At 44.4% G+C, this 22,132-nt stretch carries 23 protein-coding genes and 2 tRNA genes; 23 read left to right on the top strand and 2 right to left on the bottom strand.

Annotation, left to right across the window (positions count from 1 at the left end; all coding sequences use genetic code 11):
• Window positions 1-78: 78 nt before the first annotated feature.
• The 10 genes from KKOR_RS08665 (at window position 79) to KKOR_RS08625 (ending at window position 8,758) form a co-directional block, all read left to right on the top strand.
• The gene (locus KKOR_RS08665; protein WP_143715059.1) at window positions 79-2,031 is read left to right on the top strand and encodes a TonB-dependent receptor; all 1,953 of its coding nucleotides are present in this window, start codon (window positions 79-81) and stop codon (window positions 2,029-2,031) included.
• 57 nt (window positions 2,032-2,088) lie between these two features.
• Complete coding sequence (locus KKOR_RS08660) at window positions 2,089-2,466, top strand: hypothetical protein (RefSeq protein WP_228638579.1); 378 nt, start codon at window positions 2,089-2,091, stop codon at window positions 2,464-2,466.
• Window positions 2,467-2,663: 197 nt separating this feature from the next.
• A complete protein-coding gene (locus KKOR_RS08655; RefSeq protein WP_015780743.1) occupies window positions 2,664-4,097 on the top strand; it encodes a cytochrome ubiquinol oxidase subunit I in 1,434 nt (477 codons plus the stop codon).
• The gene (gene cydB, locus KKOR_RS08650; protein WP_015780742.1) at window positions 4,094-5,110 is read left to right on the top strand and encodes a cytochrome d ubiquinol oxidase subunit II; all 1,017 of its coding nucleotides are present in this window, start codon (window positions 4,094-4,096) and stop codon (window positions 5,108-5,110) included. The genes KKOR_RS08655 and cydB overlap by 4 nt, the downstream gene beginning before the upstream one ends.
• Entirely contained in the window at window positions 5,110-5,238 is a 129-nt protein-coding gene (locus KKOR_RS13430) for a DUF2474 family protein (RefSeq protein WP_015780741.1), read from the top strand. Before cydB ends, KKOR_RS13430 begins: the two co-directional genes overlap by 1 nt.
• A 21-nt stretch (window positions 5,239-5,259) precedes the next feature.
• The gene (locus KKOR_RS08645; protein ID WP_015780740.1) at window positions 5,260-5,652 is read left to right on the top strand and encodes a VOC family protein; all 393 of its coding nucleotides are present in this window, start codon (window positions 5,260-5,262) and stop codon (window positions 5,650-5,652) included.
• A gap of 257 nt (window positions 5,653-5,909) precedes the next feature.
• Window positions 5,910-6,941, top strand: coding sequence for a diguanylate cyclase (locus tag KKOR_RS08640; RefSeq protein WP_143715058.1), 1,032 nt, complete (start codon window positions 5,910-5,912; stop codon window positions 6,939-6,941).
• 36 nt (window positions 6,942-6,977) lie between these two features.
• The gene (locus KKOR_RS08635) at window positions 6,978-7,172 is read left to right on the top strand and encodes a CPXCG motif-containing cysteine-rich protein (RefSeq protein WP_015780738.1); all 195 of its coding nucleotides are present in this window, start codon (window positions 6,978-6,980) and stop codon (window positions 7,170-7,172) included.
• Window positions 7,173-7,272: 100 nt separating this feature from the next.
• Window positions 7,273-7,977 (top strand): pirin family protein, encoded by a 705-nt coding sequence (locus KKOR_RS08630; protein ID WP_015780737.1) that lies wholly within the window; start codon window positions 7,273-7,275, stop codon window positions 7,975-7,977.
• Window positions 7,978-8,002: 25 nt separating this feature from the next.
• Entirely contained in the window at window positions 8,003-8,758 is a 756-nt protein-coding gene (locus KKOR_RS08625; RefSeq protein ID WP_015780736.1) for a sulfite exporter TauE/SafE family protein, read from the top strand.
• A gap of 254 nt (window positions 8,759-9,012) precedes the next feature.
• Here KKOR_RS08625 and KKOR_RS08620 read toward each other — a convergent pair whose 3' ends face one another.
• The gene (locus tag KKOR_RS08620; RefSeq protein WP_015780735.1) at window positions 9,013-9,303 is read right to left on the bottom strand and encodes a GIY-YIG nuclease family protein; all 291 of its coding nucleotides are present in this window, start codon (window positions 9,301-9,303) and stop codon (window positions 9,013-9,015) included.
• 112 nt (window positions 9,304-9,415) lie between these two features.
• Here KKOR_RS08620 and KKOR_RS13590 point away from each other — a divergent pair, with 112 nt between their 5' ends.
• Window positions 9,416-9,559 carry a hypothetical protein gene (locus KKOR_RS13590; protein WP_187287319.1) on the top strand — a complete coding sequence of 48 codons (144 nt, stop codon included), beginning with the start codon at window positions 9,416-9,418 and terminating at the stop codon, window positions 9,557-9,559.
• 89 nt (window positions 9,560-9,648) lie between these two features.
• Here the strand turns inward: KKOR_RS13590 and KKOR_RS08615 are convergent, their stop codons facing one another.
• Complete coding sequence (locus KKOR_RS08615) at window positions 9,649-10,101, bottom strand: GFA family protein (RefSeq protein WP_015780734.1); 453 nt, start codon at window positions 10,099-10,101, stop codon at window positions 9,649-9,651.
• Window positions 10,102-10,368: 267 nt separating this feature from the next.
• On the opposite strand from KKOR_RS08615, the gene thrS reads away from it, so the two are divergent.
• The 12 genes from thrS to KKOR_RS13605 all read left to right on the top strand — a co-directional run bounded on the left by thrS (window position 10,369) and on the right by KKOR_RS13605 (window position 22,130).
• A complete protein-coding gene (thrS, locus tag KKOR_RS08610; RefSeq protein WP_015780733.1) occupies window positions 10,369-12,288 on the top strand; it encodes a threonine--tRNA ligase in 1,920 nt (639 codons plus the stop codon).
• 25 nt (window positions 12,289-12,313) lie between these two features.
• Complete coding sequence (gene infC, locus KKOR_RS08605; protein ID WP_041296035.1) at window positions 12,314-12,847, top strand: translation initiation factor IF-3; 534 nt, start codon at window positions 12,314-12,316, stop codon at window positions 12,845-12,847.
• Window positions 12,848-13,001: 154 nt separating this feature from the next.
• Window positions 13,002-13,199, top strand: a complete 198-nt coding sequence (gene rpmI / locus KKOR_RS08600; RefSeq protein ID WP_015780731.1) for a 50S ribosomal protein L35 — start codon at window positions 13,002-13,004, stop codon at window positions 13,197-13,199.
• Window positions 13,200-13,214: 15 nt separating this feature from the next.
• On the top strand, window positions 13,215-13,574 hold the full coding sequence (gene rplT / locus KKOR_RS08595; protein ID WP_015780730.1) for a 50S ribosomal protein L20: 360 nt from the start codon (window positions 13,215-13,217) through the stop codon (window positions 13,572-13,574).
• A gap of 142 nt (window positions 13,575-13,716) precedes the next feature.
• On the top strand, window positions 13,717-14,763 hold the full coding sequence (gene pheS, locus KKOR_RS08590) for a phenylalanine--tRNA ligase subunit alpha (protein ID WP_015780729.1): 1,047 nt from the start codon (window positions 13,717-13,719) through the stop codon (window positions 14,761-14,763).
• Between the two features lie 146 nt (window positions 14,764-14,909).
• Window positions 14,910-17,288 (top strand): phenylalanine--tRNA ligase subunit beta, encoded by a 2,379-nt coding sequence (pheT, locus tag KKOR_RS08585; protein WP_015780728.1) that lies wholly within the window; start codon window positions 14,910-14,912, stop codon window positions 17,286-17,288.
• A 31-nt stretch (window positions 17,289-17,319) separates the two neighbouring features.
• Complete coding sequence (locus tag KKOR_RS08580; protein ID WP_015780727.1) at window positions 17,320-17,622, top strand: integration host factor subunit alpha; 303 nt, start codon at window positions 17,320-17,322, stop codon at window positions 17,620-17,622.
• The gene (locus KKOR_RS08575; protein WP_015780726.1) at window positions 17,600-17,950 is read left to right on the top strand and encodes a MerR family transcriptional regulator; all 351 of its coding nucleotides are present in this window, start codon (window positions 17,600-17,602) and stop codon (window positions 17,948-17,950) included. Before KKOR_RS08580 ends, KKOR_RS08575 begins: the two co-directional genes overlap by 23 nt.
• A 96-nt stretch (window positions 17,951-18,046) precedes the next feature.
• A tRNA-Pro gene (locus KKOR_RS08570) sits at window positions 18,047-18,123 on the top strand.
• A gap of 142 nt (window positions 18,124-18,265) precedes the next feature.
• Window positions 18,266-18,356, top strand: a tRNA-Ser gene (locus KKOR_RS08565).
• A gap of 257 nt (window positions 18,357-18,613) precedes the next feature.
• The gene (gene dcm, locus KKOR_RS08560) at window positions 18,614-19,873 is read left to right on the top strand and encodes a DNA cytosine methyltransferase (RefSeq protein WP_015780725.1); all 1,260 of its coding nucleotides are present in this window, start codon (window positions 18,614-18,616) and stop codon (window positions 19,871-19,873) included.
• A 1-nt stretch (window position 19,874) separates the two neighbouring features.
• Entirely contained in the window at window positions 19,875-22,130 is a 2,256-nt protein-coding gene (locus KKOR_RS13605) for an McrB family protein (protein ID WP_015780724.1), read from the top strand.
• The last annotated feature ends 2 nt before the right edge of the window (window positions 22,131-22,132 follow it).

Below are 22,132 nucleotides of genomic sequence, written 5' to 3'. Positions count from 1 at the left end.
TTTTCTAAAATAAAAAGCACTGGTGGTCTCCACCAGTGCTTTTTTCATTGTGCTTTGATTATTGATATGTGATTGGAAATGAATAAAAATTTAGTATTGAGTTTTGTGCTCATGAGTTTCTATAGTTGTTTTACAAGCGCTACTGAGGCGATAAACAGCGATAAAAACAATTGCCCAGACTTGTGTGAAGATTCAATCGCTGCTGATGCTTCCGATGAATCATCTCAACCTGAAAAAATAACCATTCTGGCAAGTCGTGCACCAAAGCATTTCACTGACTTGAACACTGTTTCAAGTTTAGTCTCGCCAACTCAACTAACCATTGACCCATCGACTATTTTAGATATGCTGGTAGAAGTTCCAGGCGTAGCCGAAAACGGTCAGGCTGGATTGTTTCAGGTGTATTCCATACGCGGTCTTTCAAGACATAGAGTGTTAACCTATGTGTCCGATATACCGCTTAAAGCGGAACGAAGAGCTGGCGTAGCAAGCTCATTTTTACATCCTCTATTATTAGACCATGCTGAAGTGTCCAGGGGACCCGCTTCGACGCTGTATCAGTCTGGCAGTTTGGGTGGTGTGGTTAAGCTATCACCAGGCTTTTTTAACGGTTCATTTTTCTCGGCTGATTACCAGACACAAGGCAATAGAAATAGTCAAATCTATGGCACCGGCGACACAGACTGGTCAGCCGTAATAGCCAGGCAGTATTCAAATAATAGCGAAGATGCTTATGGTAATGAGTTAAATAATGCTTATAACCAGCTGTCCGGTAGTTTTATCAAGCACTGGAGTTTAGACGGAATTGATTATGAGTGGATGCTTTTAATCAGCGATGGTGATGACATTGGCCGTTCCAGCACGCAATATCCTGATCGCTTAGTAACGGTACCTTCTGAAAGACATCTGTTAAGTCAGTTCAGCGCCCAAGGAGTAGACTGGCGGGCCAGTATTTATCTACATCCTAATGAGATTGAAACCCTAACCATTAGACCCGGGCAGCGCGAAAACTCTGTAGTCAATAAATCGCAGGATTACGGCTTCCACTTTGAAAACAACTGGAAGGCACCAGCTGCCTCTGTTGAGGGGTTGTGGGGAGTGGATGGATTTAAAAGAGCTAATATTGATGCAGTAGAGCAAGAGTTATCCTATTCCGATAGTAGCGTTACCTTGAGTCAAAGTCTTAATGGTGCGACAGAAAGAGAAATTGCAACCTATGCAACTTTAAATCGACTGTGGGGAGAAACCAAATGGCAAATGGGGGCTCGCTTGATTAATAATCATCAAACTAACCAAGGCTATGAGTCAATCTCCGATCATGCAGTTACCGGCTTTATTGGCTTGTCTCAACCTATAACTTCCAATGTTTTATTGACTGCCAATATTGGAACTGGAGTAAGATTTGCTACGGTGAGTGAGCGGTTTTACACAGGCACAACGGGACGAGGGGAAGTCATTGGCAATCCGGATCTTAGCAAAGAGCGCTCGCTGAGCTTTGATCTGGGACTACAGTACGGTAATCAGAATAAGCAGATCAAAGTGAATCTGTATCATCAAAAAGTCAGTGATTATATTGAACGAATAGAAGTTTCGCCGGGCTCGTTAACTTATCGTAATCTTAACAATGGCATAATTTATGGTGCTGAGTTTGATTCTAATTTTGTGCTCAATGATCAATGGCAATTAGGTCTTGGCGCTATGTTTGTTGAAGGCAAAGATGAGGATAACAATACACTGTCTGATATTCCGGCCAATCGTTTGCAAAGTAGAGTCCAGTATTTTGCTAATGGCTGGTCGCTCGACTTTTCGCTACAATACCGGCTTTCTAAAGATGACTTCGGTTCCGGTGAAAAAGCGACGCCAGCTGCCTGGGTCGGTAAACTTGGCTTTAAAAAAGCCTTAGCTGATAACTTTGATTTATCAATCTTCGTTGACAATGCTTTTGATGAAGAATACTTTTCGTCATCGGATGATGTCGCGCCTTATGCCGAAGGTCGAAGTTTTGGCGTCCGGCTCACAAAAAGATGGTAGCTATAACCTACGAGAACACCTATACAAATGCCTAAGAGTACAAAAATAGTTTTGTTAATGAATACAGTGATCATATTGATCGCTTTATGGTCACTGTATCGTCTTTATGTTCAATCCAGCAGTGAAATGCTGACTGCATTAGCCCATTGGACTTTACTGGGTGGCATGCTGATCAGTAATCTAATCATTGTCATAAAGGCTCGCCCCTTATGGAAGTTTATGCGCGCTATGTTGTATGTGGTAGTGCTCCTACAAGCTCTTAATCTAATGATTATCGCCAAAGACTTTTTAACCTTGACTGGTTTTTTAGCCATGGTTTACAGTTTAGTGGTGATAGTTTATTTAATTGGCTTCCGAGGTTATTTGAATAGCCATGTGTTTTTCGAATGGTTTATGGGCAAATATGTTAAAAAGAAAACTGAGGAAGAGCTATAGTAAAATCGATATTTGCTTAGCTTCATCCTAAATTTAGTGGCTTTTTAATCCATACAAAAACTAATCCCAACTCACTTTATCCATACTAAATATCCTGCAAAGACCATGCAAAGTGCCTTGTATCCATTAGCCTGCACGGTATGATGGTTTTAGTCTTGACCTGGGTCAATTCTCTCTTTAAATAAAGGAGGTTATGGATGGAGCTGCTCGATGCTGTGCTGCTGGCGAGAATTCAGTTCGCTTTCACCATCACTTTTCATATCATCTTCCCTGGCTTATCCATCGGGTTAGCCGCTTATCTCGTTGTTCTTGAAGGCCTTTGGTTAAAAACCGGCAAGGCTGTATATCTCGCTACCTTTAAATATTGGCTCAAAATCTTTTCCATTATTTTTGGTATGGGCGTGGTCTCCGGTGTGGTGATGAGTTATCAGTTCGGTACCAATTGGAGCGTATTCTCCGATAAAACCGGTCCTGTTCTCGGTCCGCTCATGGGTTATGAAGTTCTATCAGCTTTTTTCCTTGAAGCCGGTTTCTTAGGCGTCATGCTGTTTGGTATGAACAAAGTAGGCAAGGGCTTACATTTCTTCGCCACGCTAATGGTTTCAATCGGCACCCTGATGTCGGCCTTCTGGATTTTAAGCGTTAACAGCTGGATGCAAACCCCAACCGGTTACGACATTAATGAAGCTGGTCAGTTTGTAGTGGCCAATTGGTTCGAAGTAATCTTTAACCCTTCCTTTCCTTACAGGCTAGCACACATGACGACGGCCGCTTTCTTAAGCACAGCTTTCCTGGTCGGTGGTGTCGGTGCCTGGCATTTGTTCCAAGCTCGCAAGAAGGGCGAGCGCAATGAAGTGGCGCGCCTAATGTTTTCCATGGCGATGTGGATGGCGGCATTGGTTGCGCCACTGCAGTTGGTAATTGGTGATTTTCATGGCTTAAACACGCTGGAACATCAGCCAGCAAAAGTCGCGGCAATGGAGGGTAACTATCAGACCCAAAAAGGGGCTCCTCTTTATTTGTTTGGGATGCCTAACAGTGAAACTGAAACGGTCGATTACGCCATCAAAATCCCTAAAGCAGCCAGCTTGATTTTGACGCATGACCCTGATGGTGAGCTGGTCGGCCTCGATCAATTTCCCAAAGATGAATGGCCGAATGTGCCGATCGTTTTCTGGAGTTTTCGCATCATGTTGGCGATTGGAATGGGTATGATCGCGATAGGTTTGTGGAGTCTGTATTTACGCGCACGCAAGAAACTTTATGATTCCCCTATGCTGTTACGAGTAGCCATTATTTTTGCCCCCTCGGGTATTATTGCGACCGTTGCTGGTTGGTTTGTGACTGAAGTAGGGCGCCAGCCTTATACGGTTTACGGTTTGTTAAAAACCGCTGATTCGGCCTCACCGCTGGATGCACCAGCAGTCGCGACCTCATTACTCGCATTCATGATTGTTTACTTTATCGTGTTTGGCGCTGGTGTCTGGTACACCATGCGGCTAATGAGTAAACGGCCATCGCAAGTGATCGAAGTCGATGATGATTCGCAAACGACCGTATTTCTATCCAACCGGGTGGCGAATAAGTCGGATGGTATAACAGATGGCACAAAAAGGGAGGGTGACCAATGATTGATTCTATTGGCATAGATTATGCGATGATCTGGGCAGGGCTGATTGCCTTTGCGGTCTTGGCATACATTATTCTCGACGGCTTCGATCTCGGTATTGGCATTCTGTTTCCCTTTATTAAAAACAAAACTGACCAGGAAACAGCCATGAACTCGGTGGCACCGATCTGGGATGGTAACGAAACCTGGTTGGTGCTGGGTGGCGGTGGACTCTTTGCTGTTTTTCCGCTGGCCTATTCGGTGATTATGCCCGCCTTGTACATGCCGATTATTTTAATGTTGCTCGGTTTGATTTTTCGCGGCGTGGCTTTTGAGTTCCACTGGCGGACAAAAAACTCACAAGACTGGTGGGATCGGGGTTTCTTTCTTGGTTCTTTAGTTGCCACTTTATGTCAGGGCATAGCGCTTGGCGCATTAGTGCAAGGCATTACCGTTGCCGATCGTGCCTATGCCGGCGGTTGGTGGGATTGGTTAACGCCATTTAGCATCACAACCGGCATTGCCTTGGCCATGGGTTACGTTCTATTGGGCGCGACCTGGCTCAATATGAAAACGACTGGCGAGCTACAAAAACAATCCGTTCAATTTGCTAAAATCGCAGCCTGGTTAACGTTACTCTTCATTGGCATTATCAGTTTATGGATGGTATTTATTGAACAGCAATATTTGCACCGCTGGTTTGATGCGCCCAACTTGTATTATTTGATTATAGTGCCACTAGCAGTGCTGTTCTGCGGTTTTCAATTACTCAATGGTCTGCGCAAAGGTCGGGAGACCAGTCCATTTATGTATGCGATTGGTCTGTTTGTGCTCAGTTACATCGGCATTCTCATCAGCTTCTATCCGAATCTGGTTCCGCCGTCGATTACGATTTGGCAAGCAGCCGCTCCCGATGATAGTTTGAAGTTTCTGTTGGTAGGTGCCGCAGCATTGCTACCCATTATTATTGGATACACTGCCTATGCTTATTGGGTGTTCCGCGGGAAAGTTAAAGCGAATGAGGCCTATCACTAATGAGTGAAAAGCAGGATCAAAATTATAAACCAGGCTGGCAAAAAGCCCTCTGGTTTGTAGGTTTGTGGCTGGCCGGAGTTTTAACGCTGGCTACTATTGGCTATGGTATTCGACTTTTTCTTGGTTAATAAGTATAAGGATTTAAAACCGTGAACCTCAATCAAGTCACGTTACCCGTAAATGACATACCGAAAGCGACAGAATTTTACCGTCGTATGGGCTTTTTACAGATTGTTGATTCGCCGCACTATGCTCGATTTGAGTGCCCTGTCAGCTCTGATATTGTCGCCCCCTCAACTTTTTCATTAATGCTGGAACCAGACACTAATGGCTCGGGCGCAACCATTTACTTTGAGCATGAGGCTTTAGACGAATGGGTTGATGAGCTGATTGAAAAAGGTTTTGAGTTTGAACAATTGCCAACTGACATGAGTTATTTGTGGCGGGAAGCCATTCTTTACGATCCAAGTGGCAACAAGATTAAATTGTATTGGGCTGGCGAGAACAGGCTTAATCCACCATGGCGAGTAGAAATAAGCTAAGTTTTGCCACTTTAATGACTAAAGTCCTACTTCTTGATGCATATCAAGATTCTCTAATATTTTCCTGGTGAACAAATAACCCTACAATATAACTGTGTTAAAATTAACCAAGTTCTGTTATAAAACTAGCGCTTCCTAGGGACTCGGGGGTGTTATTGTGAGCTCATTGAGTGCAATTGTGGATAAATTGCCATGAGTTAATAGTGGGTTCTCCTTTCTTATTTGAGCCTGCTTTATCAACCATAATCGATATAGTAATGGCAAAGAACACTGTTCAAAAGGGCACTGTTTCTAAGAGCACTGGCTCTATTTCATCCGACCTGCTCGCCGAAGCTTTGAAAGCAACGGTGGATGGCATTGTTATATCTGAAATTACCGGTGATGATTGCCAAATCATTTTTGTTAATCCCGCCTTTGAATTATTAACCGGCTATACAGCAAATGAAGTCATTGGTAATGATTACTGGTTTTATATTGAAGGCACTGAAGAACAACCTGAACTTGAAGTGCTCCGTGAAGCGGTTATTAATCAAGAATCTTGTCGTGTCACTTTCCGTAATCATAAAAAGTCAGGCGAACCTTTCTGGACTGAATTAAGTATTTCTCCGGTGTTCTCTGCTCATGATCAGTTAACGCATTACATCGCAGTGCAAAAAGATGTGACTGAACGAGTCGAAAAAGAGCAAAGTATCCAGGAAAGGCACGAAAGTCTGTTGAGCTTGAAGGATGAGCTACAAGAATTGGCCAGTCGCGACTCATTGACCGGTTTACATAACCGCCGTTACTTTGGGCAGGAACTGGATCGCTTGTGGGCGGTGCATCAAAGACTCGAAGCAACCATGGCAGTGATCTTTATCGATATTGATAGCTTCAAGTTGTACAACGATCACTATGGCCACCTGGAAGGTGATAAAGCTTTGAAAGCAGTGGCCGAAAAAATTTCAGAAAGCTTCTCACGAAAAGCCGACCTGGTTGCTCGATTTGGTGGTGAAGAGTTTGTGGTTGTAGCAACCTTGGAAAATGGTGTCGATTGTTTATTGCAGCACTTAGAGCAGCTCAGACAATCTATTATCGATCTCAAAATTGAAAACCAATATTCAGCGGTTAGCCCATATCTAACAATCAGCACCGGTGTTTGCTACGGCATTCCTCCTTATGATTCCAGCTCTTCCTTGTTTACCCGAGATGCAGACATTGCCATGTATCAAGCCAAGAAAACCGGTCGCAACCGTATTGAAGTGGTCAGCTATGAACCTGATGAAAAAGCTGCACTGAAACCTGCCTCCTGACTTGCCAAGGCTCGGTTAGCTGATCCAGAATGGCACATGCTTAGACAAATCGAATCCACCATTTATTGTCCTTACTGCGGTGAGCCGCAAACCATTCTTATTGATCCTTCCATTATGCAACAGTCATACATAGAAGATTGCCAGATTTGCTGTCGTCCTATTGAGTTTCAGGTGCAAGTTTCCGCTGACGGCGAAGATGTTAGTATCGTGACGGGCACAGACAACGAATGACTATGCATTTCACGTATATCTGCTATCGATTTCTATGCGTTGAAGTTATTTCAAGCACGGCCTAAGCTAACTCCTGTAAACCATATTTAAGGAGTTTGTTATGTTGATTCGTCGAGCTAATGAGCGTGGAAACTTTGATTTCGGTTGGCTAAATACCTCGCACACCTTTTCCTTTGGTCATTATTATGATCCCAAGTTTATGGGTTATGAAAGCTTGCGGGTGATTAACGATGACAAGGTTCGCGCCGGAGCGGGTTTTCAAACCCACGGCCATCAGAATATGGAAATTGTCTCTTATGTTTTAGAGGGCGCCTTAGCCCATAAAGACAGCATGGGCAATGATGGTGTCATTCGTCCCGGCGAAGTACAACGGATGTCGGCTGGAACCGGAGTCACCCACAGCGAATTTAACCACGACCAGGAAAATACTACAGGCTTTCTGCAAATCTGGTTTTTACCAGCGGAGCAGGGCACAGAGCCCGGTTATGAGCAAAAAGCCTTCAGCGATGATGAGAAGCGTGGTCAATTAAAACTGGTTGCCTCGCAGAACGGTCGTGATGGTTCGGTCACTATCGGACAGGATGTGGACATGTATGCAGGCCTGTTTGACGGCGCAGAATCCGCATCGCACCAGTTGTCAGCAAAGCGCAAAGCATGGTTACATGTTGCTCGTGGCAGTGTTCAGGTTAATGGGCACGACCTCAATGAAGGTGATGGTGCGGGTTTCGAAGCCGGGGCCACTATTGAGCTTGCCGATGCTGACAAAGCCGAGGTGCTGATTTTTGACATGGCGCCGCTGAACTAAAGTTGCAGTTTGTTAAGGACAATCGTTGACTGAAATAATTCTATACTGGAGCCTCGCGGTAATCGCAGTCCTCATCACAGGCATCTCCAAGTCGGGATTTGCCGGTGGTGCAGGCGCGGTTGCCGTACCCCTATTGTCACTGGTGATGCCACCCCTGCAAGCCATCGCCTTAATGTTGCCATTGCTGATCATCATGGATGGATTCAGTGTCAAACTCTGGTGGGGACAATACAATCGCAAATTGTTAATTGCACTGATTCCAGCTTCCCTCATCGGCGTAGCTATCGGTTATGCCACCGCTGATCAACTGTCAGAAGACTGGATACGCTTCATTTTGGGCGTTATCGCCATCGCATTTGTATTGATGCAATTGTTGCCCAACAAGGAAAGTAACAACCAAAAGAAACCCAATACAGTGTTGGCAGCAGTCGCCGGAGCCAGCGCAGGATTCACCAGCTTCCTCGCCCATGCCGGAGGCCCACCGCTCAACATGTTCTTGCTCAAACAAAAACTACAGCGCTCAGAATATCTCGCCACCGCCGTTTACTTCTTCGCCGCTATCAACCTGTTTAAACTCTACCCCTACATCGCGCTTGAACAATTCAACACACAAATCCTATGGCAAGGTGCACTACTAATACCGGTTGCATTAATCGGCGTTGCGCTAGGTAAATGGCTGCAGGCCCATTTATCCCAGAAAATGTTCCTTAACATCATTTATGTACTGCTGTTTGGGTTAGGGTGTAAGTTGATGTATTCAGCCTTGAGTGAGTTGCTTTAGACTTTAGTTATTACATAAGAGAAAAGAGCAGATCCTGAATCCAGTTCAGGATGACAAGCCTGTAAGGCATGGCTTATTTGAAAGTGGACAGCACATAGAAGTGATATACACCTTAAGATAATATTCTTTTTATAAGCTGTAGACTGTAATTCTCTCAACTATAAAAGGAAAACACCTATTCCAAGATCATGTCATCCTGAACTGGATTCAGGATCTGCTCTTTCCAAAAGTCTTGTGCCTAACTTCACTAAACATTAAGAAGCAATTTTATGCCACAAATCCTCCCACTGGGGATTCGTTTTCTCAATAAGCTCTTTTTTCCATTGACGCTTCCAGTTCTTCAGCTGCTTCTCACGCTCAATGCATGATGTTATATCGGTTGAAGATTCAAAATAAACAAGTCGCTTGGTTTTATACTGCTCACTAAAGCCTTCGACTATGCCTTCTCGATGCTGATAAACACGCTTCAGAAGGTTTCCAGTTACCCCGATATAAAGAACGCCATTTTTTGTAGATGCCATGATATAGACGTAATATTCCTTCATAGTAAATCCTTTTACTGCCGTTTTTAACATTGTTCCCAAGCGTTCGAATTTGCTTGGAAAATTTAAGGTGGGCTCGTAGGAAAAAGTTTCAACCCTAAGGCAATCTCCTAGCGTGATTAAAAGAAAAAAGCAGATCCTGAATCCAGTTCAGGATGACATGAGTGTGGGTCGGGAATCGAGCTCTATGATTGAGCAAACCTCAGGTGACTACCTATCCAAAAGAGCCGCTAACCATCAAGAATCAATTAACTCTTGACCCGATATAACTCCCCCCCCCGACATGTCATCCTGACGAAAGTCAGGATCTGCTCTTTGCTTCAAGCAACGATAAAATTACCTGTCAAACTAAGGATAACTCTTCAAATCATCCGGCGTTTTCTCAGGACTTTGTTCCTCAAATTCAGACACCACTTCGTCGCCGGTCATCATTTTGGTTTTGTTGGCAAAGTCATAGTAATGCGGCTTTTGCTCAACATAGATCTGCTCATCAAAATGAAACTTATCGCTATCCGCAAACAGGCCGACGGGGATGTAATACTTGTTGCTGTCTATCAGGCGATAGAAGAGGTGAGTGCCGCACACATTACAAAATCCGCGCTCGGCCCATTCGGAAGAGCTGAAGACGCTGATATGCGCTTCGTTTTCGAGAATTAATCCTTCGCCACCATCCACTCCAAGCATGGGGCCGCCTGACCAGGTGCGACACATGACACAATGGCAAGCACCAATACTGTCACCCAGATTTGGCGCGCTGATTCCTGTTTTTCCACACAGACATTGGGCAGTTGCATAACTCATAGTGGGAATTTCCTTAATTGACCTGAAAAATGATAAGAATATCCATAAAACCTAATGTTTTATAGGCCTTTTTGCTATATCCTATTGCATATATTGATCGGATTTCCCGATAATTTCACATTTAACACCTCAATCAGCCTCATAACCCAGGTTGACGGGTGTTTTTTGCGACTGTGTTTTTAAATGTACCCAGTTGCTTTTTACCATTAACTAACCGATTGAATAATAGCCCATTCGTGGGGGCTATATTCAAAAGAGAGAGTAACAATGCCTGTAATTACATTACCTGATGGAAGTAAGCGTGAGTTCGACCACGCAGTTTCAGTTTATGACGTTGCAAACGACATAGGCCCTGGATTAGCAAAAGCAGCGTTAGCTGGCAAAGTGGATGGTCACATGGTAGACACCAGCTTTGTTATCGAAAACGATGCGGCTCTTGCTATTATCACCGAGCGTGACGAAGACGGTCTGGAAGTGATTCGTCACTCGACCGCCCACTTATTAGCGCAAGCGGTTCAGCGTTTGTTTGATAATGTTCAGGTCACCATCGGGCCAGTAATTGATAATGGCTTTTACTATGATTTTGCGACTGAAAAGCCGTTTTCTGAAGACGACTTGCGCGCCATCGAAAAAGAGATGGAAAAAATCACCAAAGAAAACTTACAGGTCGAGCGCACAGAAATGGGCCGTGATGAGGCTGTGGCTTTCTTCCGTAATATGGGCGAAGAGTACAAAGCTGAGATCATCGAATCAATCCCACAGAACGAAACCTTATCCCTGTATCGTCAGGGTGATTTCATCGACTTGTGTCGTGGCCCACACGTGCCTTCGACTTCTAAACTGAAAGCATTCAAATTGATGAAGGTTGCTGGCGCCTATTGGCGTGGCGACTCGAACAACGCCATGCTGCAACGTATCTACGGAACAGCCTGGACTAATAAGAAAGACCTGAAGGCCTATTTGCACCGCCTCGAAGAAGCGGAAAAGCGCGACCACCGTAAAATTGCGAAAGCACTCGACTTGTTCCATATCCAGGAAGAAGCGCCGGGCATGATTTTTTGGCACGACAAAGGCTGGACCATTTATAAAACGCTAGAGCAATACATTCGTGAGCGCTTGAAAGAACACGACTACCAAGAAGTTAAAACGCCACAGATGGTTGACCGCAGTTTGTGGGAAAAATCGGGCCACTGGGACAAGTTTGGCGACGACATGTTTACGCTCAAGTCTGATGAGCGTGATTATGCGATTAAGCCAATGAACTGCCCATGCCACGTACAAATCTTCAACGTTGGCCTGAAAAGTTACCGTGACCTACCATTGCGCATGGCAGAGTTCGGCTCTTGCCACCGTAATGAACCATCGGGTGCTTTGCACGGTATCATGCGTCTGCGCAACTTTGTGCAGGATGATGCACACATTTTCTGTACTGAAGATCAGATTCAGGAAGAAGTGTCCAAGTTCATCGCAATGCTCTACGACGTTTACGCCGACTTTGGTTTTACCGACGTAATCGTCAAGCTTTCCACTCGCCCAGAACAACGGGTTGGTACTGACCAGGAGTGGGACAAAGCTGAAGCCGCACTGGCCGATGCGTTGAAAGCCAACAGCATCCAATTTGAATACCAGCCAGGCGAAGGTGCCTTCTATGGCCCCAAACTTGAATTTACGCTAAAAGATTGTCTCGAGCGTCACTGGCAATGTGGTACTATTCAGGTTGACTTCTCAATGCCGGGTCGCTTAGACGCCGAATATGTGGCGGAAAGTGGCGAGCGCGAAACTCCGGTGATGTTGCACCGAGCTATTTTGGGGTCACTTGAACGATTTATCGGTATTTTGATCGAAGAATTCGCTGGAAAATTCCCTGCTTGGTTGGCGCCAACTCAGGCTGTTGTCATGAATATTACCGACAAACAGGCCGATTTTTGCCAAAAAGTGGTCGAATCCTTGAAAAATAAAGGTTTTAGAGTGAATTCGGACTTGAGAAATGAGAAGATCGGCTTTAAAATTCGCGAGCAGACTCTAGCACGCGTGCCATTCTTGTTAGTGGTCGGTGATAGAGAAGTCGAAAATAACCATGTTGCGGTCCGTACTCGTGATGGGGAAGACTTAGGTAGCATGAGTATTGAAGCCTTTGCTGAGTTGCTAGAAGCAGAAGTTACGAAGCGAGCCAGAAAGGCTGACTAGGCACTAATTAAAGAGGAAAATTACCATCAGAAAAGGTGATAAGCGCTCCGATAGACAGCGCATAAACGAAGACATCCGGGTGAAAGAAGTTCGCCTGATAGACGCCACCGGTGAAAACGTAGGCGTAGTAGATATCAAAGAAGCCTTGGCTCAGGCTAAAGAAGCTAGCCAGGACTTAGTGGAAGTTTCGCCAGATGCGGATCCTCCAGTTTGTAAAGTGATGGACTTCGGTAAGTTCCTTTTTGAGCAGAAAAAAGCGAAAGCAGCTGCTAAGAAAAAACAAAAAGTAACTCACGTGAAGGAAATTAAGTTTCGCCCAGGGACGGACATAGGGGATTATCAGGTAAAACTACGCAACCTGATACGTTTCCTGGAAGACGGGGACAAGGCGAAAGTAACAGTTCGCTTCCGCGGTCGTGAGATGGCGCACCAAGAACTCGGAATGGAGTTATTGAAGCGTGTCGAAAAAGACCTGGAAGAATATGGAGCTGTTGAACATCGTCCATCAATGGAAGGTCGTCAAATGACGATGGTGATTGGACCCAAAAAGAAAAGGTAAGTAAGACGAGTCTCGCAAGAGCACTTACACTTTTCATAGGTTGGGCAGCACGGTGTAACCACTGAGCTGTCCGTTTTAGTAACTAGTCATGCGCTCAAACGATTGCACAATTTAAAGCAATGGCCATGGCGGGTAACAATGCGAGTATTTTAATATGCCAAAGATGAAAACTGACCGCGGTGCATCGAAGCGTTTCAAGAAAACAGCTTCAGGCCGCTACAAGCACAAACAGTCACACTTGCGTCACATCCTGACCAAGAAATCAACGAAGCGTAAGCGTCATTTGCGTCACGCTAAATTGGTTGATGCTGCAGACACACGTTCAATCGATCGTATGTTGCCAAACGGTTAAGGTGAGGATTAAGAGATGCCAAGAGTAAAACGTGGTGTGACTGCCCATGCGCGTCACAAGAAAATATTAAAGCAAGCTAAAGGTTATTATGGTGCACGTAGTCGTGTATACCGCGTAGCCAAACAAGCTGTTATCAAAGCGGGTCAATATGCATATCGTGACCGTCGTCAGCGTAAACGTCAATTCCGTGCTTTATGGATTGCGCGTATCAATGCTGAAGCTCGTGTTCACGGTTTGTCTTATAGCCGTTTTATCAATGGTTTGAAGAAATCAAACATTGAAGTTGATCGTAAAATGCTAGCAGAATTAGCGGTTTTTGATAAAGTAGCTTTTGCTGCTTTTGCAGACCAAGCTAAATCTGTCCTTGAAGCTTAATAAGCTGATAACTGTTCTTTAACGAGAAGAGTATTTTAGTCGCCCTCGGGCGACAAGCGATTGAAGTAAAAAGGAAGGGCAGAGATGCTCTTCCTTTTTTTTTGCATTTTGAATAGATACGAATTTAACAACGAGAATTCTCATGGTCGATACACAGGGTACGAGTCAACAAGACTCCAGTTTACAAGAGATTATTTCGCAGGCTGAACAAGAGATTTCAGCAGTCCAAAGCTTACCGGATCTAGAGCAGGTAAAAGCACGCTTTGTCGGCAAAAAAGGCCTTATAACAGCTCAAATGCAGCAAATGGCAAAGCTTCCACCGGAAGAAAAACCAAAATTTGGTGCCCGTGTAAACGAAGCGAAAAAAGAAGTTTTCGCGATTATCGAAGCAAAACAAAAAGCAATTAAAGACGCCGAGATTGCTAAGAAATTAGCCGGTGAAACGATTGATGTCACATTGCCAGGTCGTAACAACCAAGACGGCGGTGTCCACCCGGTTAATCGCACCTTACACAGAATCGAATCCTATTTCGCGCAGATGGGCTTCTCGGTCGAAGAAGGTCCTGAAGTGGAAGATAACTTCCATAACTTCACCGCGCTGAATATTCCTGAGCATCACCCAGCACGCGCCATGCACGATACTTTCTATATCGATGCCGAGCGTTTATTGCGCACTCATACTTCGCCGGTGCAAATTCGCGTGATGGAAGAGCAAAAACCACCCTTTAGAATTATTGCGCCGGGTCGCGTTTATCGCTGTGACTCAGATTTAACGCACACTCCAATGTTCCATCAGGTCGAAGGCTTATTAATTGATGAAAGTACCACTTTCGTCGATCTAAAAGGCATCCTGGACGAGTTTCTGAAGCATTTCTTCGAGAAAGATTTAGCTGTTAGATTCCGCCCGTCCTACTTCCCATTCACAGAGCCATCGGCCGAAGTCGATATCCAGTGTGTGATGTGTAATGGCGACGGTTGCCGTGTGTGTAGCCACACAGGCTGGTTGGAAATTCTCGGTTGCGGCATGGTCCATCCGAAAGTGCTGGAAGCTGTCGGAATCGATAGCGAAAAATACACCGGCTTCGCATTCGGTATGGGCGTCGAGCGCCTGACCATGTTGCGTTACGGCGTCAATGACCTGCGGTTGTTCTTCGAAAATGATTTGAATTTTCTTAAACAGTTTAATTGATTGCACGGGCTCAGATTTATGTCATTCCCACGTAGGTGGGAATCCATAATAGCTCTTTAAAAGAATAGACTCCCGCCTTCGCGGGAGTGACGAATATATAAGCGAATAAGCAAAGCTACAAAGAGTAGCAAACTAGGTAAAGCATTATGAAATTCAGTGAAAAGTGGTTACGAGAGTGGGTAAACCCTGAAATTTCTACCCAAGAATTAGTAGAAAAATTAACAATGGCTGGCCTGGAAGTGGATGGCTTTGAATACCTGGGCAACAAATTCTCGGGCGTTGTGGTCGGCGAAATCGTTGCAGCCGAGCAACATCCAGACGCGGACAAACTGCGCGTCTGTACAGTATCCGTCGGCTCAGCCAGCGACGAAGACCTACAAATTATCTGCGGTGCGCCAAACGCGCGCGCTGGCATTAAAGTCGCAGTCGCCATGATTGGCGCTGTGTTACCCGGCGACTTTAAAATCAAAAAAGCCAAGCTGCGCGGCGTAGCCTCGCACGGCATGTTGTGTTCATCCACCGAACTTGAAATCGGCGAAGATGGCGACGGCATTGTTGAGCTGGACAGCCAGGCTCCGCTAGGCCAGGACATAAAAGATTACTTTGAACTTAATGACCATGTCATTGAAGTTGACCTGACGCCTAACCGCGGCGACTGTTTAGGTATTCGTGGCATCGCGCGCGAAGTGGGCGTATTAACGCAAACCGCCGTCACAGAACATCAACCTAAAGCTTTAACGCCAGAAGTTAGCGATACCTTACCGGTGAAGCTTTCTGCGCCGCAGGCTTGCCCGCGTTACCTGGGCCGCATCATCAAAGGCATCAACCCACAGGCCAAAACGCCTGACTGGATGGTTAAATACATCGAACGCTCTGGCGTTCGTGCGATAGATCCTGTGGTCGACGTGACGAATTTCGTGTTGCTTGAATTGGGTCATCCGATGCACGCATTCGACTTAAAGCAAATCGAAGGCGGCATTGACGTTCGCATGGCCAAGCAGGGCGAAAAGCTCACTCTGCTCGATGGCCAGGAAGTCGAACTGACTGACGATACCTTATTGATTGCAGACCATAACAAACCATTGGCCATTGCTGGCGTAATGGGCGGCGAGCATTCAGGCATCAATAGCGAAACCGATAACATCTTCCTTGAAAGTGCTTATTTCGATCCCATCGCGATTGCCGGACGTGCGCGCCAATACGGCCTGCACACTGACGCATCGCATCGCTACGAGCGTGGCGTCGACTTTGAATTGCAACGCACCGCCATGGAGCGCGCTACCGAGCTTCTACTTGAAATCGTCGGCGGTCAGCCGGGTGACATCATCGAAGCAGTTGATCACGACGCCATGCCAACTAAGCGCCACCTGCGTTTGCGTCGCCAGCGCATCGAACGCGTGGTCGGCTTCCCATTCGCCGATGACCAGGTTGAAGACATTCTGACCCGTCTTGGCCTGAAGCTAACCGCTAATGCCGACGGTTGGGACGTTGTAGTGCCAAGCTTCCGTTTCGACATCGACAACGAAGAAAGTCTGATTGAAGAGCTGGTGCGCGTTTATGGCTACAACAAGCTACCAAGCCGCAAACCACAGGCCGAAATGGCGATGTTCGACCAGCCGGAAAACCGCGTCTGGAAAAACGACATGCGCGATGTGTTGGTCAAGCGCGGCTATCAGGAAGTCATTACCTACAGCTTCGTAGAACCAGAATTCCAACTGCAACTGCACCCGGGCATTGAGCCATTACCGCTGATGAACCCGATTTCCAGCGAAATGGCAGTGATGCGCACCAACTTATTGCCAGGTCTGGTGCAAACCGCGAAATTCAACATCAACCGCCAGCAAAGCCGTATCCGTATCTTCGAGCTGGGTTTACGCTTCATCAACTCAGGCGATACCTTGCAGCAGATCCCGACCATCGCCGGTCTGGTCTGCGGCCTGCGCAACAAAGAAAGCTGGAACACCGATGGTGAGAAGGTTGATTTCTACGACCTGAAAGGCGACGTAGAAGCCTTATTGCAAGCCACTAACAAGTCATACGACTTCGAAACCCTGCACATGGACATCCTGCATCCGGGCCAGGCCGCCGAGATTTCGGTCGATGGCCACGCCGTCGGCTATATCGGCAAAATCCACCCGCAGGTGCAGCAGGAAATCGACCTCGATATGGACGCATACGTGTTCCAGATGGACCTTGCGCCGCTCTCTGAGCGTCAATTGCCTGAATTTAAGCCATTATCCAAGTTCCCATCGATTCGACGCGACCTTGCGCTAGTTGTAGAAGATTCTGTGAATGGTGGCGAATTACTTGATTTTATTGTAAAAAATGGTGGGAATTTACTGACAGATGCCCATATTTTTGATATATACAAGGGTGAGCACTTGGAACCAGGCAAGAAAAGTATTGCATTGGCCATGACACTCCGTCATCCGGACAAGACGCTAGAAGACGCAGAAATCAACGCTGTGGTCGAAAAGGTCGTGTCAGGACTTGCTGAGCAATATGGAGCGGCGTTAAGAAACTAACGGCTTCGACTGGAATCAAAGGGGATATATTATGGCACTGACCAAAGCTGATATGGCAGAACGTTTGTATGAAGAGCTAGGGCTCAACAAACGTGAGTCTAAAGAAATCGTAGAAGCGTTTTTCGAGCAGATCCGTGATGCCCTGGAAGATGGATATAACGTCAAACTTTCCGGCTTCGGAAACTTTGAACTCAGGGACAAGGCACAACGGCCTGGACGTAACCCTAAAACCGGAGAAGAAGTTCCAATCAGCGCGCGACGCGTAGTGACCTTCAAGCCTGGACAAAAATTAAGAGGAAAAGTCGCCGACTATGTTGGAACCGAGCAACAATAACGAATTGCCGGCTATTCCCGGCAAACGCTACTTTACTATTGGGGAAGTCAGCGACCTTTGCGCAGTAAAACCACATGTCCTAAGATACTGGGAACAAGAGTTCGACCAACTTGATCCGGTGCGTCGTGGTAACCGTCGCTACTACCAACGCGACGACGTGCTTATCGTACGTCAAATACGTTCGCTACTGTATGAACACGGCTACACGATAGGCGGAGCAAGACAATGCCTGAGCGAAAGCAACGGCGAAGAAGCTCCAGTCAACAAAGCGCAAATCGATGAGTTAATCGAAGAACTCGAAAAACTCAAACAATTCTTAGCCGCCTAACCCCAGCTGAGAATAAGCAACAACAAATCATTGCAATATCAGGAAAATGCGGTACTATTGGCACCGCATTTTTTATTGCCAAATGAAAATGCTAGTCGGAGCGTGGCGCAGCTTGGTAGCGCACTTGCATGGGGTGCAAGGGGTCGGAGGTTCAAATCCTCTCGCTCCGACCAATTCATAACCAAATATAGAGATAGTTTAGATTAAATAGTAATCAAAACTAACCGGTTATGAAAAATAACAGAAAAAACAGCGATTTTTTTGCTAAAAAGGCTTCCATAAGGAAACCTCATACGGTATTATTTCGCGCAATTCGGAGAGGTGACAGAGCGGCTGAATGTACCGGTCTTGAAAACCGGCGTGGGTTTGTAGCCCACCGTGGGTTCAAATCCCACCCTCTCCGCCATATCTTAAAAAGACGCTAACTAGCGTCTTTTTTTATGCCTGGAATATATCTACCTACTTCTTCCAAATTAGTTTTTGTAAATAAGCTTTAAAGACAAATTATGTCGCGTAGCTCAGTAGAATGCTTATTATCAGAGTTTTCGCCAAGAACGATAAACTCAATATATACTTAAGCTACAGGCAACTTTCTATCTCGTCATGAAGTTGATAGACTTGCCTTACTAGAGGTTAACCTTTTCAACTATATTGAATACAACAATGAATGTCGCAGTTAAAAATATACTAATAGAAATCAAAGGGTTGCTTCTAAAGGAAGCAGAAAGGCACACTCCGGAAGGCTCTGATGCTGAGGCAGTAGTAGATCAGTGGATACATGCACTTGCTACTAATACTGATTTCTATTGCGATAACTCTAACTATAAGCCTCAGAGCGTAAAGAACTTAGTTTGTAAAATCCTCGAAAATGCAAATTACTTTGAAAGTAGTGACCTGTTTTATAACATTGCTTTTGAGAATCTGTCCTTAAAACCCCAGAGCAAACCAAATTTCACCTTTATAGATTTATTTGCTGGCATCGGTGGAATAAGGCTCGGTTTTCAAAAATATGGGGGGGCTTGTGTATTTTCTTCAGAGTTTGAGAAGGCAGCTCAGAATACATATAAAGAAAATTTTGGTGAACACCCTTTTGGGGATATAACGACTGTACCATCAGAAAATATACCCAAACATGATATTTTATTAGGGGGATTTCCATGCCAGGCCTTCTCGGTAGCAGGTTATAGAGAAGGCTTTTCAGACAAAAAAGGTCGTGGTAATTTATTTTTCAAAATTCATGACATTATAAAAACAAAGAAACCGGAAGCTTTTTTACTTGAAAATGTAAAAAATCTACAGGGTCATGATGGAGGAAATACTTTCAAGGTAATAGTTGAGTATCTGCACGAATCAGGTTATTCAGTTATATCTAATGTACTGAACTCGATGGATTTTGGTGATGTGCCTCAAAACAGGGAGAGAATTTATATCATTGGCTTTAAGGATGAAGCTAATTGGCAGAATAATAAGGGGGCGACAAGGACTTCAGAGTTCAGTTGGCCTGAGCCAATACGACTAAGTAAGTCAGTTAGGGACTTGTTGGATAAGCAAGTAAGTGAGCATTACTTTTATGAAAGGTTTGCATGTTATAAACAATTAAAAGAGCAAATGACAAGAAAAGATACCGTTTATCAATGGAGAAGGGTTTACGTTAGGGAAAATAAGAATAATGTATGTCCTACTTTGACTGCTAATATGGGAACCGGTGGTCATAATGTTCCATTAATTCTTGACGATAATGGTCGAATAAGAAAATTGACACCGAAAGAGTGTTCCAGAATACAAGGTTTTCCCGAAGATTTTAAGCTCCCTCATATAGCGAATAGCCACCTTTACAAACAGTTTGGAAACTCTGTAACAGTCCCGGTGATAGAACGGTTGGCAAATGAAATGCTTAGAGTGATGAATAAAATAAGGAAGTGATTTGAACTCAGAATTACAAGTCGGTGAATTAGTAAGAAATATACTTTCGATAATAAATGAAAGGGGCTTATGGAAAAGTAGTCATATATCTATCCTGACTAGTAAGCAAGAGTGTAGTCGTTTGTTTGGGTTAAACTATTCCTTGCTTACAAAGGTTCTTCCTGATGTAGACGACCTAACTCAAAGAAATGCTGGTACAAGTCGACCAAGATACTATATTCTAAATACTATAAATGTAGAGTTTGAGGGAGCAGTTTATTATGTTTGTAACGATCTTTATGCTGATCAAAAAAATAGTTTACTGCAGTGGTTTAAAGAAAATTTTAAGCTTAACAATGGTGAAAGTATGTTGAAGTACTATTATGTAAAGCTTAGTTGCCCAACAGTTGAAGATGGTTCCAAGTTTGCAGATTTAATGGACTCATTTATTAAAGGGAAAAATATAGAGGCAGAGCTAAATAATATCCCAACAAATTTAGAGGATGCAAAAGAAGGTGACTTAGTCTTTATTCACATGGGGGGTGATGCAGGTAAGAAAAAAAAATACTTTAATAAATTTGGTGAAGAATATAAAGAATTTACAAATGGATGGTATGCAATTGGAAAATTGTTAAATACGAATGTTGCAAAAAAAAATATTACTTTAAAGTGCTACCCTTTAAAAAGTGTTATAACAAAAATGGACTTGTATTTTTTTCCTCAGTTTATGGATAACATAGGTTGCATTACCAAAGGGGTGCCTAATCAAGCTGGTCTATATGAGTTAGATGAAACCTTAGGTTTGGGTTTTGTTGAGTACTTAGCTCAAAATTCTTTGATGGGTAATTCTATTGAGTTATTTAAAGATTTAAACTGGACCGGTTGTCTCGCAAAGGGAATTGAAAGGTTTAAAAGAGATAATCCAGATATTACAAGTTTAGGAACTAGCAAACTACTAGGGACAATCCTGAACAAAACTAAAGCTAAATCATCTCCTAACTATTTAAATTCTAAACAATTACCCAAATCATTTGTTTTTAAACCTTTTCTTCTCCTTGCCGGCATATCAGGCACTGGAAAAACTCGATTTGTTCGTGAGCAGGCTAAGGCAACTGGTTCATTAAAAGATAGCTATTGCCTTACCTCAGTTCGACCTGATTGGCATGAACCAAGTGATCTCCTTGGCTATATATCCCGTTTAAATGGAAAAGCAGAATATATAACGACGGATGTTTTAAAGTTTATTGCAAAAGCTTGGCGAGTAATCTTGGATGCTGGTTTAGAATTAAAAGTAGAGTTTATTGATGGTCATGGTGACACCTTAGTTGTTGCGGGAGAGCATGACGAACTAAAAGACATATCTCCTTTTTGGCTTTGTTTAGATGAAATGAACCTTGCACCTGTAGAGCAGTACTTTGCAGACTATCTTTCCGTCTTGGAAACTATTAAGTGGGGGTGGGAGGATATAGCCTTTACTTATTCTAGCGATTCTCTTTTGAAGTCTTCAACTATAAACCAGATTAAGGATCAGGTAACTTTGCGTAAGACGCTTGGTTTTGAAAAAACTGACTATGATGATGCCTGGGACCTTTTTTCTAAATATGGCATTGGAATACCGTTTAATCTTATCGTTGCCGGTACTGTCAACATGGATGAAACCACGCATGGTTTCTCGCGAAAGGTGATTGACCGCGCCTTGAGCTTCGATTTTGGTGAATTTTTCCCCAATATTTTTTCAGAGTTCTTTGAGCAGGCTAGTTCCCCAAAGGCTTTGACCTACCCAATCTGGTCTCATGCTGATAGAGATTCACTGGCAAATACTTGTGACCCTGATGGGCAACGAACTATCAAGTTTATGGAAGCTATCAATGAAAAGCTTGACGGGACTCCTTTTAAGCTTGCCTATCGTGCACTGAATGAGATTTTGCTGAGCGTTATTGCAAACAGCCCCAAAACAGATCGGGAGTTGTTGGCGGTTTGGGACGACTTTGTAATGTGTAAATTGTTGCCTCGAATAGAAGGCGACGTAGACAAGTTATCATCAAAAGAAGATGGTAAGTCTTTGTTGCAGGTTTTGAGTCAGTGCCTAGCTGATAAGGATATGCTTGGTCTAATCTGGGATGAGGAAAAGGATTCACAAAATGCACGCCCTGATTTGTATAGAGAGAAAACTGAGGGTGATGACAAGGTGATTCGGATTCCATGTCGAAGTAAAGCCAAACTTGATTGGATGCAGGCTAGGTTAGAAAGAGATACATTTACAAGTTTCTGGCCATAAGT

This window comes from Kangiella koreensis DSM 16069 (assembly GCF_000024085.1).
GTDB classification, from domain to species: Bacteria; Pseudomonadota; Gammaproteobacteria; order Enterobacterales; family Kangiellaceae; genus Kangiella; species Kangiella koreensis.
This window is presented reverse-complemented; position numbering and strand designations above follow the sequence as displayed.

What these genes read in the sequence shown, in the direction of transcription:
- KKOR_RS08665 (WP_143715059.1), top strand. Translation starts at nt 79, where the DNA reads ATGAATAAAAATTTAGTATTGAGTTTTGTGCTCATGAGTTTCTATAGT.
- KKOR_RS08660 (WP_228638579.1), top strand. Translation starts at nt 2,089, where the DNA reads ATGAATACAGTGATCATATTGATCGCTTTATGGTCACTGTATCGTCTT.
- KKOR_RS08655 (WP_015780743.1), top strand. Translation starts at nt 2,664, where the DNA reads ATGGAGCTGCTCGATGCTGTGCTGCTGGCGAGAATTCAGTTCGCTTTC.
- cydB (WP_015780742.1), top strand. Translation starts at nt 4,094, where the DNA reads ATGATTGATTCTATTGGCATAGATTATGCGATGATCTGGGCAGGGCTG.
- KKOR_RS13430 (WP_015780741.1), top strand. Translation starts at nt 5,110, where the DNA reads ATGAGTGAAAAGCAGGATCAAAATTATAAACCAGGCTGGCAAAAAGCC.
- KKOR_RS08640 (WP_143715058.1), top strand. Translation starts at nt 5,910, where the DNA reads ATGGCAAAGAACACTGTTCAAAAGGGCACTGTTTCTAAGAGCACTGGC.
- KKOR_RS08635 (WP_015780738.1), top strand. Translation starts at nt 6,978, where the DNA reads ATGCTTAGACAAATCGAATCCACCATTTATTGTCCTTACTGCGGTGAG.
- KKOR_RS08630 (WP_015780737.1), top strand. Translation starts at nt 7,273, where the DNA reads ATGTTGATTCGTCGAGCTAATGAGCGTGGAAACTTTGATTTCGGTTGG.
- KKOR_RS08620 (WP_015780735.1), bottom strand. Translation starts at nt 9,303, where the DNA reads ATGAAGGAATATTACGTCTATATCATGGCATCTACAAAAAATGGCGTT.
- KKOR_RS08615 (WP_015780734.1), bottom strand. Translation starts at nt 10,101, where the DNA reads ATGAGTTATGCAACTGCCCAATGTCTGTGTGGAAAAACAGGAATCAGC.
- thrS (WP_015780733.1), top strand. Translation starts at nt 10,369, where the DNA reads ATGCCTGTAATTACATTACCTGATGGAAGTAAGCGTGAGTTCGACCAC.
- rpmI (WP_015780731.1), top strand. Translation starts at nt 13,002, where the DNA reads ATGCCAAAGATGAAAACTGACCGCGGTGCATCGAAGCGTTTCAAGAAA.
- rplT (WP_015780730.1), top strand. Translation starts at nt 13,215, where the DNA reads ATGCCAAGAGTAAAACGTGGTGTGACTGCCCATGCGCGTCACAAGAAA.
- pheS (WP_015780729.1), top strand. Translation starts at nt 13,717, where the DNA reads ATGGTCGATACACAGGGTACGAGTCAACAAGACTCCAGTTTACAAGAG.
- pheT (WP_015780728.1), top strand. Translation starts at nt 14,910, where the DNA reads ATGAAATTCAGTGAAAAGTGGTTACGAGAGTGGGTAAACCCTGAAATT.
- KKOR_RS08580 (WP_015780727.1), top strand. Translation starts at nt 17,320, where the DNA reads ATGGCACTGACCAAAGCTGATATGGCAGAACGTTTGTATGAAGAGCTA.
- KKOR_RS08575 (WP_015780726.1), top strand. Translation starts at nt 17,600, where the DNA reads ATGTTGGAACCGAGCAACAATAACGAATTGCCGGCTATTCCCGGCAAA.
- dcm (WP_015780725.1), top strand. Translation starts at nt 18,614, where the DNA reads ATGAATGTCGCAGTTAAAAATATACTAATAGAAATCAAAGGGTTGCTT.